Consider the following 16,186-nt stretch of genomic DNA (forward strand, 5'->3'; position numbering starts at 1 on the left):
TGCAAAGTTTTCCTATCCAAATAATTGACGGAATAGCCACAATCTGCAATCTCGGAAATCAAAGTCCAGAGATTCTCTTGATGATGACGCTGTTCTATCTCGACCATTAGAATTGGTTTGAATTTTTCGATTGTTTTTCTTGCACCCCGCAAAATTAGCTCCTACATCCATAAAAACTGAATCTTTGGTCAAAACTTCTTTAATCGAAAGAAACTCGGGTTCTACTTTTCTTTGCAAAATATTTTGAACAGTCAAATCTTTCAGTTTTTTGAAAAATCTGCTTTTGTAATAAGTCGGCGAAATGTACTGGAGATTCTCTGCCAGCTTACTGTAAACACTCATCGATTTTTGCCATAAAGAAAAGAACGGCAAAGAAAAGGCATTTATTTTACAAATCATAAAATTTTGTTAAAATATAATCTTATCGTTGTTGGAAAAATCGATTCTTGTCAATATAATTTTTACTGATTTTAATACTTTCAAAAATATCTTTATCGCTGGAATCTTGTTCTAAGAACCAATATTTCAAACCAGCTTTATCTTTGGCTTCGAAGATTGTTTTAAAGTCAATTGTTCCGTTACCAATCTCAGCAAAATCTTTACTTCCTGCTTTCATATCTTTTACATGCCACAGCGGAAATCTTTTTGGGTATTTTTCGAAATAATCTAAAGGATTGAAACCAGCTTTTGCAATCCAATAAAGGTCGAGTTCCATTTTGACCAAATTAGAATCTGTATTATCTAAAATAAAATCATAAACTGTTTTATCTTCGAATTTCTCAAATTCAAAATCGTGGTTGTGATAAGCAAAATCAATTCCTGCTCTGTTTGTTACTTCGCCAGATTGATTGAGCAATTCCGGAAGTTTTTTATAATGTTCTAAAGTCCTTTCTTCCTCGAAAAGATAAGAGCAAACCATATATTTTGCACCAATAAAATGCAAGTCTTCAACCGATTGCTCCCAATTATTCAAAAGTGTTCCTTTGCTATTATGAACAATTCCGGTTGTGTGATGTGAACTAATAACTTCTAAACCAACATTTTTCAGAATCGATAGGAATTCTGTTCTGGATTTTCCGAAGAATTTCCCGTCATAGCCGTATATTTCCAATTGCATGAAACCTAATTTAGCCAGGATTTCCAAGGATTTTTCCAAATTCTTCGCAATAACATCCCGAATAGTGTAAAGTTGAATGGCCAAAGGTTTTTTATTATTCATAAGATTTGAAGCTCCGCAAGCATATAAACCCAAAAATCCCAAACCGGATAAGCTTATAAAATCTTTTCTATTCATTATTGATTTTCGATGGTTTAAAGGTATCTATATTTTTTTGAATTGCCGTAACGAAAAAACCTGCCGGGAAATGGCAGACTTTGAGAGAAAAATTAGGAATAGTGAGTCTGGTTAAATATTGTGAACACAAAGTGCACAAAGATTTTCATTTTTTAATTTTTTACTATATCGAAAGTATTTTAAAGTATACAAACGTAACTCGCCAATGCTAATATTCATCTTCTACAGCCGTTGTTGCGTTTGAGTTCTTCCGGGGAAAGTTCGCTTTTGTGCTTTGCGCCATATTTTCTTAAAAGTTGATAGTAACCTTTAAGAACTGATTCTGTCGCTGAACCTTTGTTTTTTTCCATTTCATTTTTAATGTAATCTAGTGGAGTCCTGCCGTCTCCTTGGTCAATTCTGTTTAACGGAACTCTCCAATCAATTACTGCTTTCCTTAAAAATGCACCGCAAGAATTATAAACTGCTGCTTTCAGAAAATTTCCTTTAGAAACACTAAAAGAGAGACTGTCGCAATACAATTCATCACCATAACGAACAAAAACATCGTGGATTTTTTTGTTGATTTCCTCTCTTGATTCTTTGGTTGGGTTCGCACAAACGATGGAATCCATATCCCGTTCAAATTTATAATCGTAATCACTGTTTGGGTCTGTATCGTCTCTTCGAGATTGAATGGAATCACACAAAACCGAACGTCTTGATAATTTCGGGCAATCTTCTATAATTGGCAATTCATTATTTTGTATAGAATCTGAAGATATTCTCGCATTTTGTTCGTTTGCGATTACTGAATCTTCTACAATTTTTTCAGAAACAAAAACGTCTTCTTCATTACTCACAAAATAAACGATATTATCTTTTGCAGGAGAAAAGGTCTTTTGGTTTTGTGCGTTCGCAGTTATACAACAAAAGAATATTGTGAAAAGGACAAGAAGTTTTTTCATTTTTATTATGGGATATAATTGTTGCGAATGACCTTCATATTGTCTCTCACTCCTTTTGTAAGATTGAATGTCAAAGATAAAAATCCTCCTGCTCTATATTCTTTTGCTTTAAAATCATCTCCATTATTTTGACTAATCGGATAATTCCCATTTATTTCATAACCTTTTTTCAAAATATCTACTTCTTTCATTACAATTCCTGCTGTAATTACAAATCTTTCATATTTACCAACAATAACACTTGGTCCGACATAAAAACTATTAAGTTGTACCTTATCATCTTTAAGGTCAACTCCCATTCCTACGCTCGCTCCAAATGTTATATAATGTGTGCTTCTATAACTAGCCGTAAACATGCCTATTATAGACGGAGAATAAGTTTGTTTGGATTTTTGATAAATATGAGTTCGTTTTTCTGTTCCAACAACAGCACCTTCTGAATTCTTTATATCAACATCAACCGGCGAGAATTCATAATTTTTCACATTCGGGAACCAAGCTCCGGATAATCCGATTCCTAAATCAAAACGAGTTCCTCCATAAGTAAATTCTCTGTGTTTGAATTTTCGTTCCTGATACAATTCTTCTACGCTGTTGTTGCTTCTTTTTTTTATGTCAATATCAAAAATAACAATATCATTCATTGGCTGTACTGGATTTGAAATCACAGTATAAGTTTCTTCCTTCTCCAACAGCAGAATTACTTGTTTCACATAAGTGATCATTTTATCCAGATTATCCGCTTTGAAATTTTCATTCATCTTATCTGCGAGTGATTTCAAGCCATCAACATAAGCGTACAACTTGGTTTTGCCTCCATCATTGAGAACATCATCCAAACCAGGATTATATTTTGCATAATTATAAAGTTTTTGAAGGTCATTATATTTGCTCTCAAATTCTACAATATCAGATTGTATCAAGTAGATTTCCGAACTTATTCCTTGTAGTTTTTCTTTATACAATGAATTGTACATTTTGGAAGTCAGTCTCGGATTTTGTGAAATGCTTATTGTCTCCTTGTAAGAAGATACAATTTTCAAAGATTTTTTATAAGTACTTTCCACCAATCCGTAAGTATTGATGAATTTTTCGCTATCGGCTGCAAATTTTTTAAGTGATAAATCTTTTATCGTATTAAAAATAGCTAAGCTATCTGTTTTGTTTTTTAATTGACTTTCTAGTTTTTGAATGCCAATACCCGCTATTTTTGCGACAATCGATGTACTGTCTTTCTTTAGTGTTTCATTCTGAGTAATTTTCTCTTGTCTGTCTGTTTTTAGTTTAGTTATTTCTTGGTTAAGTTTGACTTTTTCTTCCTCGGTTGCTATATTAATCTGAGTATTGATTGTTTGAATTTTACCATCAATTTCTTTTATCTCTCCATTAATCTTTATAATATCTATACTATCTTTTTTCTTATTTTCCTTCAATAAAGTCAATTTTTGCGTTCGACCTTTCAAAGAATCTTCTATCACTGTTTTTTGTTTCAATAATACTTCTAATTTTGAAATATTGTTAACCTCATTAATGACTTTTGTTTTTGCTTGATTAACATTTTCTTTTTTTTCTTTGGCCATTACTTCTACCTTATCAGAAACATCTTCACTTGTAATAGTACTATTGCCATTTGCAATTTTTGAAGTTGCCGTATGATTATTTTTCTGCGTATCTGTAGAAATACTTTTAGCCTCAGCAAGCAAGGCCGACAATTCTGTTGTAAAACTTGCGGCCAAAGTAGAATCCTTACATCGTATTTTGGCATCATATGCCAAGTTGTTAATATTGTCTATCTTAAAAACAACAGGATTATCTACTTTCAGTTGGTTATTGTTTTTCTTAAACTCCCCGGTTTGGAAATCATATTCAACTTCATAAGTATTGGTTCTATTAAAATTTACACGTCTATTAACATTAGACTCTACATTTTGTTTAGACTTGCATCCAATCAATACAATAGCCACAATAATGATTAATAATTTTGTTCTCATAGTTTTTATTTTTAGGTTATTGTTATAATCTTAAAATCTCAAACTAAGTTTATTATCAAATAATTTGAATGCCTTTTAAGCACTGATTTTCAACAAATTGATAACAAATCCTGAATTAGAGAAATTTTTCATGGTTATTAGTTTTTAAGCAAATATAAATTTTACATCAGATACAAGTAAATACCTCAAAAAAGGTATTTTAAATAAGAATATTTATTAATTTTATAAAAAACTAATCATATGAATGAAAATTATCAAATCAGCTCCAAGAAAAGACATCCATTATTGAAAGTTTGGAACGCCTATCCTCAATCTTTAAGTAATACCGCTAAAAGTATTTCTTCTCCACCACCAATTGAACAAATTATAGGTGAAATGTTTGCTATGGGAGACTTTTATTATTATGCTATCAATATTCCTGACAGCACCATTATAAGTCCTCATATTAATATGCTTAAAATCCATGGATTAAATAGATTTCCAAAATATCTTAAAGAAATTATTGATTTAATTCATCCCGATGACCTCGATTTTGTGATGGAAGCAGAGAAAATAACAATAGAAAAAATGCAGGAAATCGGCTGGGAACATCAACAGAATTTAAAATGCAGTTATTGTTTTCGTATGAGAACCCACAAAGGAAACTACGAAATGTTTCATCATCAATCTCTACATATAGCCAAAAGCGAAGACGGAAGATTATTGCAGGCCGTTAACATCCATACTAATATTCAGCACATCACTCAAGCCAATTCTTATATTGTTCTCGTTGTAGGAATTGGAAACCGAAGTGATTTTCATCAAATCCACTATAAAAAACAAACTGATAAGCAACTACCCCAAAATGCACTTACAAAAAGAGAAATAGAAATACTGTCATTACTAGCTTTGGGCAACTCTGCCAAGCAAATTTCCAGCATGCTGGACCTTTCTTATCACACAATCACAACACATCGCAGAAATATTTTTCAGAAAACAGATTGTACAAAAATATCAGAATTGATAAAAAAATCTCTGGAGTGGGGACTCATTTGAGATTATCATAATTCATAACTGATAATTAACCATAAATTCCCAAACTTGTTTTAAATTTGAATTTAAATTATCTTTATGAAATATTTACTAGTTATTATGTTATCACTATTCGGATTTTCAAAAAACAAGGCACAGGCAAAATCGATTCATAGTTTCAAAGTGGAAGCTTTGGACGGTTCTACAATTGATTTTTCTAAATTCAAAGGCAAAAAAATATTGGTTGTCAACACCGCTTCCGAATGCGGATTTACGCCTCAATACGCTGATTTGGAAAAACTTTACGAACAGTACAAAAACAAATTGGTTGTTGTAGGTTTTCCAGCCAATAATTTTGGAGGACAGGAACCTGGAGCCAATCACGAAATTGCAACTTTCTGCCAAAGAAATTATGGCGTTCAGTTTCCAATGGCGGCGAAGATTTCTGTAAAAGGAGACGACATCGCGCCGATTTACAAATTTCTGACAGACAAAAAAGAAAATGGTGTAAAAAACACGAAAATTCTTTGGAACTTCACCAAGATTCTTTTGGATGAAAATGGAAAAATCATTGATAGTTTTGTCAGCACAACCAATCCAATGAGCGAAAGTATTACGAAGTATTTGAAATAGATTTACAATTCCAAATAAAAATAAAAGCGTTCAATATTTGAACGCTTTTATTTTATCTATCAGTCTATTAGCTATTAACTGAATTTAAACAAAAGGCAATTTCACTATTTTCGCAGGAATATCTTTATTTCTGATTCTGATAAAGATTTCTGAACCTAATTTGAAGTTTGGTTTATCAACATAAGCTAAACCTAATCCGATCTTTTTCATTGGTGACATTGTTCCGGAAGTAACTTTTCCGATAATATTTCCTTCTGCATCCACCACTTCATAATCGTGTCTTGGAATGGCTTTTTCCTGCATTTCGAAACCGACTAATTTTCTGGAAACACCTTTAGCCTTTTGATTTTCCAGAAATGTTTTGTTCACAAAATCTTTATCGAATTTTGTAATCCAACCCAAACCAGCTTCAAGTGGAGACGTTGTATCATCGATATCATTACCGTAAAGACAAAAACCTTTTTCCAGTCTCAAAGTATCTCTGGAAGCCAATCCGCAAGGAATCATCCCGAATTCTTTTCCGGCTTCTGTCAACGCATCCCAAATCTGTTCTGCGTCTTCATTCTTGAAGTAGATTTCGAATCCACCACTACCTGTATAACCTGTATTCGAAATAATCACATCCGAAAAACCAGCCACAGAGCCTATTGTGAAATGATAATATGGAATAGATGACAAATCTGTCTCAGTCAATTTCTGAAGAATTTCGGTTGCTTTTGGACCTTGAATCGCAATCAATGACATCTCATCGGAAGCATTCGTCATTTTGGCCCCGAATTTCTCATTGTATTTTGCAATGTGATTCCAGTCTTTATCAATATTGGAAGCATTAACGACTACAAAATATTTTTCATCTTCAATTTTATAAACAATCAAATCATCTACAATTCCGCCAGTTTCATTCGGAAGACAAGAATATTGCGCTTTCCCGTTTTCCAAAGCATCAACATTGTTAGACGTCACAAACTGCAACAAGTCTTTTGCAGAAGGACCTTCGATGAAAAACTGTCCCATATGTGAGACATCGAAAATTCCCGCTTTTTCGCGGACAGCAAAATGTTCTTCTGTAACTCCTGAATATTGAACAGGCATTTCGAATCCTGCAAACGGAACGATTTTCGCACCCAAAGAAACGTGTTTATCGTATAAAGCGGTTTTTTTCATCTATAAATTTTATTTTTTTAATGGTTAGATGGAACACCACAGGTGTCTCATTTTTAAAAGGAAGATTTATTTTAGTTGCGCACAAATATAAAGAAGATTTTAGATAATATATATGCTAGATAATAGACTTTAAAATTAACTGATAAATGTTGGTTGAAGTTCATTCGCAATTTGGTTATCTTTGCAGTTCAACTCTACACCTTGAACATTAAACTTTAATCAATTATGAGCGACACAATTCTTTGTCCAAAATGCCAATCCGAGTTCACTTACGAACAAGATAATCTGCAAGTTTGTTCCCAATGTTTCCACGAGTGGGATCCGAAGGAAGTTTCATCTGAAGGAAAAATTTTTGATTCGCTTGGGAAAGAATTACAAAACGGAGACTCTGTAATTGTGATTAAAGATCTACCTGTAAAAGGTGCTCCAAAACCAGTAAAAGCTGGAACTAAGGTTAAAAACATCCGTCTTCGTCCGGATTCTGACCATAATATCGATTGCAAAATTGATGGTTTTGGCTCTATGGCTTTGAAGTCTGAATTTGTGAAAAAGGCTTAAAAATTCTATAAATAAAACACTTCGACTCCGCTCAGTGTGACAATTTTAAATACTAAATGTCAGGCTGAGCGGAGTCGAAACTTTTTAGATATTTAAAAAAGGAAAGATTCGGCAGGGTAATCTTTCAAAGACTTTGATTGCTGAATGCTAATTTCAGTCCTTTGAGGCAGAAAGAGAATTAACCAAAAATTTCCTTACGTTTTCTTATAGCAAAAATAATAAATATTTATTATTCAACAAACTGAAAATGTATAAGTTATCAATATTTTATCAACAAATTTGAAAATATTTGGATTAAAATTCTAAAAAGACAGTTCCTGAAATACAATTTGGAGTATAAATCACAATCGATTTATCATTAATCTTAAGTTTATTTCTGTAATATGAACCAGCAAAAAGACTTTCCAAAACAATCGCTTCTACTCCATTTTCAGAAACTTTTATCTGATGTGGAAAATAATGTGTCTTTGAAAGATTATAATAAGTTTTTTCCTCTCCCGTAAAAATATTGACTTCTCCCAAAAGCTTCGCAACATAATCGTTGTAAGGATTTTCATAAGTTTCTTTCGGCGAATCATTTTGAATCAATCGTCCTTGTTGCAAAACCACAATTTTATCAGCCCAAGGCAAGACTTCTTCCAGATCATGAGTCGAAATAAGAAGGCTCATATTGTTCTGCCTCACATAATTGAACAACTTATCTCGTAATTCAAACTTACGAGAAAAATCGAGATTACTAAAAGGTTCGTCCAACAAAAGCATTTTTGGAAGAATCGCTAAAGCTCTTGCAATTGCGACACGTTGTTGTTGTCCTCCACTAAGGTTCTTTGGGATAACTTTAGAAAACTCTGTCAATCCGACAACATCTAATAATTCATCGACTTTTTCCTTCTTTGATTTGAGATTGATATTAGAAATGAATTTTCCAACATTGTCGTAAACAGTTCCATAAGGCATCAAATCGTAATTCTGAGCCACAAACTTCATTTGTGCTTCTCCGGGAACAAGATTTCCTTTTGGACCGAATAACTTCTGGCCTTCAAAGATAATTTCACCACTTTGCCAATCCATCAAACCATAAATCAAACTTAACAAAGTAGATTTTCCACAGCCACTTTCGCCCGCCAAAGCGATAATTTGACCTTCATCTACATTGAGATTCAAGTTTTGGAATAATGATTTATCGGTCTGATAATTGAAATATAGGTTTTTAACTTCTAAAAGCATTTTGTAAAATTAGTAGTTTGAAGTCGTGATAATTTTATTATTTTAGCAAAAACACAAAATTAGTTATAATTTAAAAGATTTAAAATGAAAAAGACAACTTTAATAGCCTCATTTTTATTGATTTCTGCTTCGGTTTTTATCATTTCTTGCGGAAAAGACAAACCTGTAACCAGCGAAAGCAATGAGGTGTTAACAAAAAATGAAGGTCAAATCTATGTGGTAGATACCCTTAACAGTAAAGCAGAATGGAAAGGTTTTAAAGTTGTAAAATCGGATAATACGAGCCATATCGGAACTCTGAAATTCGAAAGTGGCGAAGTGACAGTGAAAGATAACAAGCTAGAGAGCGGTCAGTTTGTGATTGACATGAACTCTATTGCTAACGAAGATCTGAAGGAAGAAGATGGAAACGGAAAACTAATCGGACACCTGAAAAGTTCTGATTTTTTTGATACAGAAAAATTCCCAACGGCTTCTTTTGAAATTACAAAAATTTCAGAGGCGCCTGCCGGAGGAGATTACAATACAATCCTTGACGGAAATCTGACTTTGAAAGGAATTACAAAACCAGCTACTTTCAGTGCTAATGTAAAATTAAAAGATGGCGAACTGAGCATTGCAACGGAACCCAGAGACATCAATCGAGATGAATTTGGAATCAAATTTCAAATACCTGCCGCTGAAGGTCTGATCAAAAACGAAATCAATGTTCAGATGAAAGTGAAAGCTATCGAAAAGAAATAATAAAGATTCAATAGACAAAACTTGGGACTCAGGATTAAAAATTGAAATCTGCTTTTAGAAATGGCAGATTTTTTTATGGAATTTTTGGTTTAAAAATCGTATTTTTGCAATCTATTTTTTATAAAGAATAATGCTAGAGAAAATTGATGACCTATTGTTAGAAGTACAAAACTTCCAGTCTTCTACAAAGGATGAGATAGAACAGTTCCGCTTAAAATTCAATGGAAAAAAAGGAATCATGAATGATTTCTACGATGCGTTGAAACAAATTCCTAATGAGCAAAAGAAAGATTTTGGACAAAAGATCAACATCTTAAGAAATACCGTGAATGAAAAGCTTGAGGAATTAAAAACATCTTCCGAAAGCAAAATCATCCTTGAAAAAGAAGACCTCACAAGACCTGCTTTTCCTTTGGAATTAGGTTCTCGTCATCCAATCAATTTAGTTAAAAATAAAATCATAGATATCTTCAAATCCATCGGTTTTGCTGTTGCAGACGGACCAGAGATCGAGGATGACTGGCATAACTTCACTGCATTAAACTTACCAGAATACCATCCGGCGAGAGACATGCAGGATACGTTTTTCATCGAACAGAATCCTGATGTTTTGTTGAGAACGCATACATCTTCCGTGCAAATCAGACATATGGAAAACAACGAGCCACCGATGAGGATTTTGTCTCCAGGTAGAGTTTTCCGTAACGAGGCGGTTTCTTCCCGTTCACATTGTATATTCCACCAGATCGAAGGTTTGTATATTGATGAGAATGTGAGTTTTGCTGACCTTAAACAAACAATTCAATTCTTTACGACTGAGCTTTTCGGAAAATCGAAAATCAGGATGAGACCTTCCTACTTCCCTTTCACAGAGCCAAGTGCGGAAGTAGATGTTTATTGGGGATTGAATTCTGAAACCGATTACAGAATTACCAAAGGAACAGGTTGGCTGGAAATTATGGGTTGTGGAATGGTAGATCCTGCAGTTCTCAAAAACGTCAATATCGATTCTGATAAATTCTCCGGGTATGCTTTTGGGATGGGAATCGAGAGAATTGTAATGCTACTTTATCAAATGAGCGACATCAGAATGTTCTTTGAAAATGATATCAGAATGCTTGAGCAATTCAAAACATTATAATAAACTATACGTTGCATAATAAAATCAAGTCCTGTAAATTAATTTGCAGGATTTTTTTAATAAATTTATTCATTAGTCTTAAATATTTTTTAATTCTGATAAAAAATATTTTTATAATGTCATATTTTTATAATATTATTTAAATTTGTACATTATGATTATCATTTATTAAGAAAACGATAGGTCGACAACAAAAACATAAATAACACAAGCATGAAATTGAAGAAGAATTCTCCACGACCTTTGAGCTTCCGACTGAGAAAAATTGTTCATTATTTTCTTATTATTTGTATCCTGTTAATACAGATGATCATAGGTTGTTTTTTCTATAACGAGTTCAAGAATAAAAAAAATCTGAAATTTATAGAAAATCAATTGAATGAAATCCATTCCATAGAGAACCTGACAGATGATTCCAAGAAAGAACTGGTAAATTCTCAGGATTACTTCCAAAAATATCTTATTACCAATGATCGAAAATATTTGGAATATTATTTTCAATCTGTTGATAAACTCACTAAAAACCTGGACAGCATCAACAGCTATAAAAATTCAAGATTAGAAAACGTTGTCCTGCCTCAGAAACAAGATTCCTCGGAATTCAGAAAACTAAAACTATTGGCAGATTCAACCTATCAATTTTCTTTCAGATCGAGTTTTAAAATTCGGGAAAACAATGCTCCAACCCTTAAAAAATTTGACCTCAACAATTATAATTACGAGAAGTTCAATATAGAGACAAAAACTGTTTCTGACAGCGTGAAAAAGAAGGGGTTATTTGGCAGACTTGGTGATGCAATTGCCGGAAAAGTTGACGTACAAAAAGAAAACACCATCATTACAATTAAAAACGGGGGACAGACCACAGGTGAAAAGATAAAGTCAGATATGGACAGCATCATGAGAACGATCAATAACCACTACACCAAAGAGGTCCAAAGGGTACAGGTCAACATTACCAATAATAAAAATCATAATGAAAAATTTTTCAAGACCTTCAACAATCTCCTGATATATAGCAATGACCTGATGAACATCTATGGGATGGCCATCAAGGATTCTAAGTCGGAACTTGAAAAGGAATATGAAAAACAAACTTCCAAAGGCAATCATATCAGAAACTATCTGGTTCTGGGAGCAATGATTCTGATGTTTATTGTCTCGATATTGATCATGTTCCTGACAAGAATTGCTTTCATATATGAAAAAAGGCTGAAAGTTGCTAATGACCAGATCAAAGAAAACCTTAATTTCAAGAACCGGATTCTTGGAATGCTAAGTCATGAACTACGTTCACCATTAAAGATCATTGGACTATTTATCAATAGGATCAACAAGAAAACAAATGATGATAGTATAAAAGAATATCTTAGATCTATAAGCTTCACCAATAATACATTATTGATGCAAGCCAATCAAATCCTTGAATACACAAAGAATCAGCATGTCGAGAATAAATTGATACCAACGGTTTTCAACCTTAAAAATGAAATTAGTTCCATATTAAATTCTATCGAACCTTATATTGAGACCAGAAACAATAAGTTTATCATCAATGAGAGAATAGATTCAAATATTATAGTCTATTCCGATAACACAAAGATCAATCAGATCTTCATGAACATTCTCGGAAATGCGAATAAATTTACCGAAAATGGAAAGATTACCGTTAACATATCGACCAAAACCGTAGATGAAAATACAATTTCATTAAACACAGAGATCATCGATACAGGTGCAGGAATTTCAGAATCCGACCTGAAGAATATATTCGAACCATACTATCAAGGCGTTTTATCAGAAGATGTTGAAAATCTAGGTGCTGGACTCGGGCTTAGCCTGTGTAAAGAAATTGTAGAGCTATATTCCGGAAATATTTCAGTATCAAGCGAATTGGCCAAAGGAACTACAGTAAATTTTTCTATTAATTTAAATATTAATAAATGAATTTAGATAAGAAGACCACCTTTCTACTTGCAGATGACCACAGCCTTATCAGACAAGGCGTCGTATTTGTTTTGGAAGAAATTGGTTTGGATTCTGATATTTTTCATGCATCCAATTTAGCACAAATTTTAAATCAAGTTACAACAAATCCAATAGATATTGCAATAATTGACGCTCATTTTCCCGATGGAAATAGCCTAAGTATTCTGGAGCAGATCAAAACGATCAGACCGGAAATCAAGATCCTTATATTTTCAGGAATTGATGAAAATACCCAATCATTAAAGTATATAAATGCTGGCGCAAATGGTTTCCTCAGCAAGCTGAACGAAGAAGATGAGGTAAGAAACGCCATTCTAAAGATATATCATGAAGGGAAATACATCTCTCCTGTAACACAAGCATTATTGATGAATTCTTTCCGCAATCGCAATCTGATAAATCCTTTGTTCAGTTTAACAGAAAGAGAGTTGCAAATTGCGGAAATGTATGCTGAAGGGTTAGGAAACCTCGAGATAGCCAACAAACTAGACATCAAACAAAATACTGTGAGCACTCTCAAAAAAAGAATATTCGAGAAGCTTGAAATCGACAATATTGTAGAACTTATAGAGTTGATCAAAAATCATTATTAAGCTATAATTTCTATTGATATAAGTATTATATTCTTTAATCCCAAATAATAAAGGTTGATTTTTATAATCAATCTTTTTTGTAGATAAATATCTACAAACTCATCGATATATATCTAAATACTTTATAGCAGCACTATATCCATATGTTGGTAAATTTGTACCAACAAAAAAAGCTATTAATTATAATTGTTAGAAAAAACGAAAATTGGGTTCTAAAAACACAAATGATGAATTACTAATTATCGAAGATTCTAAAAACACAAATGATGAAATTTCAAGTATAATTAAAAAAATTATACTAAAAGCACAAAAACACATTTATAGACACAGATGATGAAAATCAAATATCTTTTTACGGAGCCCACAAAGGCTCTGTAAGAGATATCAAAAAAACACAAATTAGAAGATTCTAAAAACGCAAATGATGAAATCATAAATATATTTTACAAACTTTTTGCAAAATATATTAAAAACGCAAAAACACATTTTATAAACACAATTGATGAAAGCCAAGTGCTTTTTTACAGAGCTGAATAGGCTCTGTAAAAAACGCTTAAAAACATAGTGAACATACATTTTAGAAACACAAAAACAGGTTTCAAAAAATTATAGATTCTTTAAACACAATTATGAAATCTAAGGTATCACACTGCAGAGCTTTTTAGGCTCTGCAAGAGATACTAAAAACAACTTAAGCAATGAAAATAAATAACCGAAAATCAATTGCAATGGTGATGTATGGCTTTCTTTTTATTATCATTTTGGATCTTTTGTTGCTATTGTTTGCGAAAAAAATTTTCGCTATTGGTGACATGACCCTATATAGCGTAGTTGTAGCTGTCCTTATAGCATGTATTTGGAGATTAGTGACACTTAAGAGTTTTTCTGTAGAGGTTTCTGAACAGATCATTTCTGTGAAATATGGGCATCCTCTATCTCAGATTCGTAGACCTGTTTTAGAAGTACCTTTAAATAAAGTAGTCACTATAAAGACAGAAAAGGCAATCCTACATCATATAATGGTGATAGTGATTAACACAAAAAGGGGAATAAGGAGTTTCTACTATAAGATAGGCAATCTTCCTTCTAATGAAGCAGAAAAATTCGAAAAAATAAAAGACCTGATTATAAAACATAAGGTCGAATCCTAAGAAACACCAAAAAACAGATAATTATTTAATTTAACCTTGATTGATCCTGTGAATTAATTTTCACGGGATCTTTCATTTTAAAAAACAGATCAACGAAAATATCCTACATCAATTCCCAGTGATCTTGGTTTGCTTAATTTTGAATCAAATAATTATTAACTTTAAAGAAATAAAATATGTTTTCCCATTCGTCAAAAAAACATCCGGAATGGAAAAATATTGTGGATGAAAAATTTGGAGGTTACTATCAATTTTAATTATTTAAAATCATCAAACTATGAAAATATTTGCATTTGCAGGAAGCAACTCTTCAACTTCCATCAACAAACAACTGGTAAAATTTGTTTTAAAAAGTTTTCCAAAAGAAGATATTAATCTGATTGACCTAAATGATTATCTGATGCCTGTTTTTTCTGTTGATCTGGAAAAAAATGGATTCCCGGAAGAAGCGTACAAATTCTTAAAAAACATTGAAGAGTCTGATGTCATTATCTGTTCTTTGGCAGAAAACAACCGTTCTTACAGCACAGCTTTCAAGAATATTTTTGATTGGGCTTCGAGAATCAATGTGAAAGTTTTTCAAAATAAACCAATGTTCCTGATGACGACTTCTCCAGGCGGTTATGGTGGCGGAAATGTAATGGCTGAAGCTTCAAAATTCTTTCCTGCATTTGGTGCAGATATCAAAGAAACATTTTCTCTCCCAAAGTTTTATGAGAATTTTGATTCAGATAATGGGGTTATAGAGCCTCAACTTCTAAGTGAACTTAATTCTAAAATCGAAAATTTTAAAAATCAAATCTAATGGAAACTCACGAATATAACGCAGGCGAAATTACTATTATTTGGAAACCAAAAGTCTGCATCCACGCTGCTGTTTGCGTAAAAATGTTGCCGAAAGTCTATAACCCGAAAGACAGACCTTGGATAAAACCGGAAAATGCAACAGCCGAAGAATTGAAAAATCAAATCAACAACTGTCCTTCCGGCGCATTGAGCTATAAATTAAATTCTTAAAAAATGGGAGTAACAGTCAGAGCAAGCCTGGGAACAGAAAAATATTACACGGAAGTCATTGCCGGAGAAAACAAAATCATCACAGATGAGCCAATTGACAAAGGTGGCGGAAACAAGGGATTCAATCCATTTGAGATTTTGGCAACTTCGCTCGCAAGTTGCACCGCAGCAACTCTCAGAATGTATATTGACCGAAAAGGCTGGGAAATCCCCATGATCAATGTAGAGGTAGATTTGGAGAACTATCCACAGACGAAAACGGCACAATTTTGTAGGATCATAGATTTTGGAGCAACTGAAGTAAGTGAAGATATCAAAGACAAGCTTTTCAAAATTGCTGATGCCTGTCCAATCCATAAAATATTGACCAACGATATAGACATATTAACCAAACTCAAATAAAATGCTAGAAGTAATACAAAACAACGGAGAGAAACATGGCGAATTCGTCGCACTTTTTGATGGTAAACAGGCAGGACTCATGACATACACCTGGGCTGGAGCAGATAAATTGATCATCGATCATACAGAGGTGGAACCTGCTTATAATGGAAAAGGGGTTGGAAAAGAAATGGTATATCAGGCTGTAGCATTCGCGAGAGAAAATAACATCAAAATCATTCCTCTTTGCCCTTTTGCAAAAGCTACTTTTCAGAAAAATGAGGATATCAGAGATGTTCTTTAATTATAAATGATTAATGATAAATTATCAATGATATAAAAAAA

At 32.8% G+C, this 16,186-nt stretch carries 18 protein-coding genes; 12 read left to right on the forward strand and 6 right to left on the reverse strand.

Annotated elements, in window-relative coordinates; translation table 11 throughout:
• Positions 1-12: 12 nt before the first annotated feature.
• From RTX21_RS11540 to RTX21_RS11555, 4 genes are all read right to left on the reverse strand, one after another.
• A complete protein-coding gene (locus tag RTX21_RS11540; protein ID WP_312767817.1) occupies positions 13-342 on the reverse strand; it encodes a hypothetical protein in 330 nt (109 codons plus the stop codon).
• Between the two features lie 79 nt (positions 343-421).
• On the reverse strand, positions 422-1,294 hold the full coding sequence (locus tag RTX21_RS11545) for a sugar phosphate isomerase/epimerase (protein WP_312767819.1): 873 nt from the start codon (positions 1,292-1,294) through the stop codon (positions 422-424).
• Between the two features lie 215 nt (positions 1,295-1,509).
• Positions 1,510-2,241, reverse strand: a complete 732-nt coding sequence (locus tag RTX21_RS11550) for a hypothetical protein (RefSeq protein WP_312767821.1) — start codon at positions 2,239-2,241, stop codon at positions 1,510-1,512.
• Positions 2,242-2,246: 5 nt separating this feature from the next.
• A complete protein-coding gene (locus RTX21_RS11555) occupies positions 2,247-4,232 on the reverse strand; it encodes a hypothetical protein (protein ID WP_312767824.1) in 1,986 nt (661 codons plus the stop codon).
• Positions 4,233-4,472: 240 nt separating this feature from the next.
• On the opposite strand from RTX21_RS11555, the gene RTX21_RS11560 reads away from it, so the two are divergent.
• Both RTX21_RS11560 and RTX21_RS11565 read left to right on the forward strand, forming a co-directional pair.
• Positions 4,473-5,267, forward strand: coding sequence for a helix-turn-helix transcriptional regulator (locus RTX21_RS11560; protein WP_312767826.1), 795 nt, complete (start codon positions 4,473-4,475; stop codon positions 5,265-5,267).
• A 75-nt stretch (positions 5,268-5,342) separates the two neighbouring features.
• Complete coding sequence (locus tag RTX21_RS11565; protein WP_312767829.1) at positions 5,343-5,876, forward strand: glutathione peroxidase; 534 nt, start codon at positions 5,343-5,345, stop codon at positions 5,874-5,876.
• Positions 5,877-5,960: 84 nt separating this feature from the next.
• On the opposite strand, the gene gcvT is transcribed toward RTX21_RS11565, so the two are convergent.
• On the reverse strand, positions 5,961-7,040 hold the full coding sequence (gcvT, locus tag RTX21_RS11570) for a glycine cleavage system aminomethyltransferase GcvT (RefSeq protein ID WP_312767831.1): 1,080 nt from the start codon (positions 7,038-7,040) through the stop codon (positions 5,961-5,963).
• 225 nt (positions 7,041-7,265) lie between these two features.
• Here gcvT and RTX21_RS11575 point away from each other — a divergent pair, with 225 nt between their 5' ends.
• Complete coding sequence (locus RTX21_RS11575; protein WP_120214027.1) at positions 7,266-7,598, forward strand: zinc ribbon domain-containing protein YjdM; 333 nt, start codon at positions 7,266-7,268, stop codon at positions 7,596-7,598.
• Between the two features lie 294 nt (positions 7,599-7,892).
• On the opposite strand, the gene RTX21_RS11580 is transcribed toward RTX21_RS11575, so the two are convergent.
• Positions 7,893-8,825: an ABC transporter ATP-binding protein gene (locus RTX21_RS11580; RefSeq protein WP_312767835.1), complete on the reverse strand. Its 933-nt coding sequence runs from the start codon at positions 8,823-8,825 to the stop codon at positions 7,893-7,895.
• Between the two features lie 84 nt (positions 8,826-8,909).
• On the opposite strand from RTX21_RS11580, the gene RTX21_RS11585 reads away from it, so the two are divergent.
• From RTX21_RS11585 to RTX21_RS11625, 9 genes are all read left to right on the forward strand, one after another.
• The gene (locus RTX21_RS11585) at positions 8,910-9,569 is read left to right on the forward strand and encodes a YceI family protein (RefSeq protein ID WP_312767837.1); all 660 of its coding nucleotides are present in this window, start codon (positions 8,910-8,912) and stop codon (positions 9,567-9,569) included.
• A gap of 130 nt (positions 9,570-9,699) precedes the next feature.
• Complete coding sequence (gene pheS, locus RTX21_RS11590) at positions 9,700-10,710, forward strand: phenylalanine--tRNA ligase subunit alpha (protein ID WP_312767838.1); 1,011 nt, start codon at positions 9,700-9,702, stop codon at positions 10,708-10,710.
• Between the two features lie 306 nt (positions 10,711-11,016).
• Positions 11,017-12,657, forward strand: a complete 1,641-nt coding sequence (locus tag RTX21_RS11595; RefSeq protein WP_312767840.1) for a HAMP domain-containing sensor histidine kinase — start codon at positions 11,017-11,019, stop codon at positions 12,655-12,657.
• Positions 12,654-13,292, forward strand: a complete 639-nt coding sequence (locus RTX21_RS11600) for a response regulator transcription factor (protein ID WP_312767842.1) — start codon at positions 12,654-12,656, stop codon at positions 13,290-13,292. The genes RTX21_RS11595 and RTX21_RS11600 overlap by 4 nt, the downstream gene beginning before the upstream one ends.
• Before the next feature lie 698 nt (positions 13,293-13,990).
• Positions 13,991-14,443: a hypothetical protein gene (locus tag RTX21_RS11605; RefSeq protein WP_312767845.1), complete on the forward strand. Its 453-nt coding sequence runs from the start codon at positions 13,991-13,993 to the stop codon at positions 14,441-14,443.
• Positions 14,444-14,720: 277 nt separating this feature from the next.
• Positions 14,721-15,248: an NADPH-dependent FMN reductase gene (locus RTX21_RS11610; RefSeq protein WP_312767847.1), complete on the forward strand. Its 528-nt coding sequence runs from the start codon at positions 14,721-14,723 to the stop codon at positions 15,246-15,248.
• The gene (locus tag RTX21_RS11615) at positions 15,248-15,460 is read left to right on the forward strand and encodes a (4Fe-4S)-binding protein (protein WP_312767849.1); all 213 of its coding nucleotides are present in this window, start codon (positions 15,248-15,250) and stop codon (positions 15,458-15,460) included. The genes RTX21_RS11610 and RTX21_RS11615 overlap by 1 nt, the downstream gene beginning before the upstream one ends.
• Positions 15,461-15,463: 3 nt before the next feature.
• Positions 15,464-15,862: an OsmC family protein gene (locus tag RTX21_RS11620; RefSeq protein ID WP_312767850.1), complete on the forward strand. Its 399-nt coding sequence runs from the start codon at positions 15,464-15,466 to the stop codon at positions 15,860-15,862.
• Between the two features lies 1 nt (position 15,863).
• Complete coding sequence (locus RTX21_RS11625) at positions 15,864-16,145, forward strand: GNAT family N-acetyltransferase (protein WP_312767851.1); 282 nt, start codon at positions 15,864-15,866, stop codon at positions 16,143-16,145.
• The last annotated feature ends 41 nt before the right edge of the window (positions 16,146-16,186 follow it).

Origin of the sequence: Epilithonimonas sp. (assembly GCF_032054305.1) — a bacterium.
Taxonomy (GTDB): Bacteria; Bacteroidota; Bacteroidia; order Flavobacteriales; family Weeksellaceae; genus Epilithonimonas.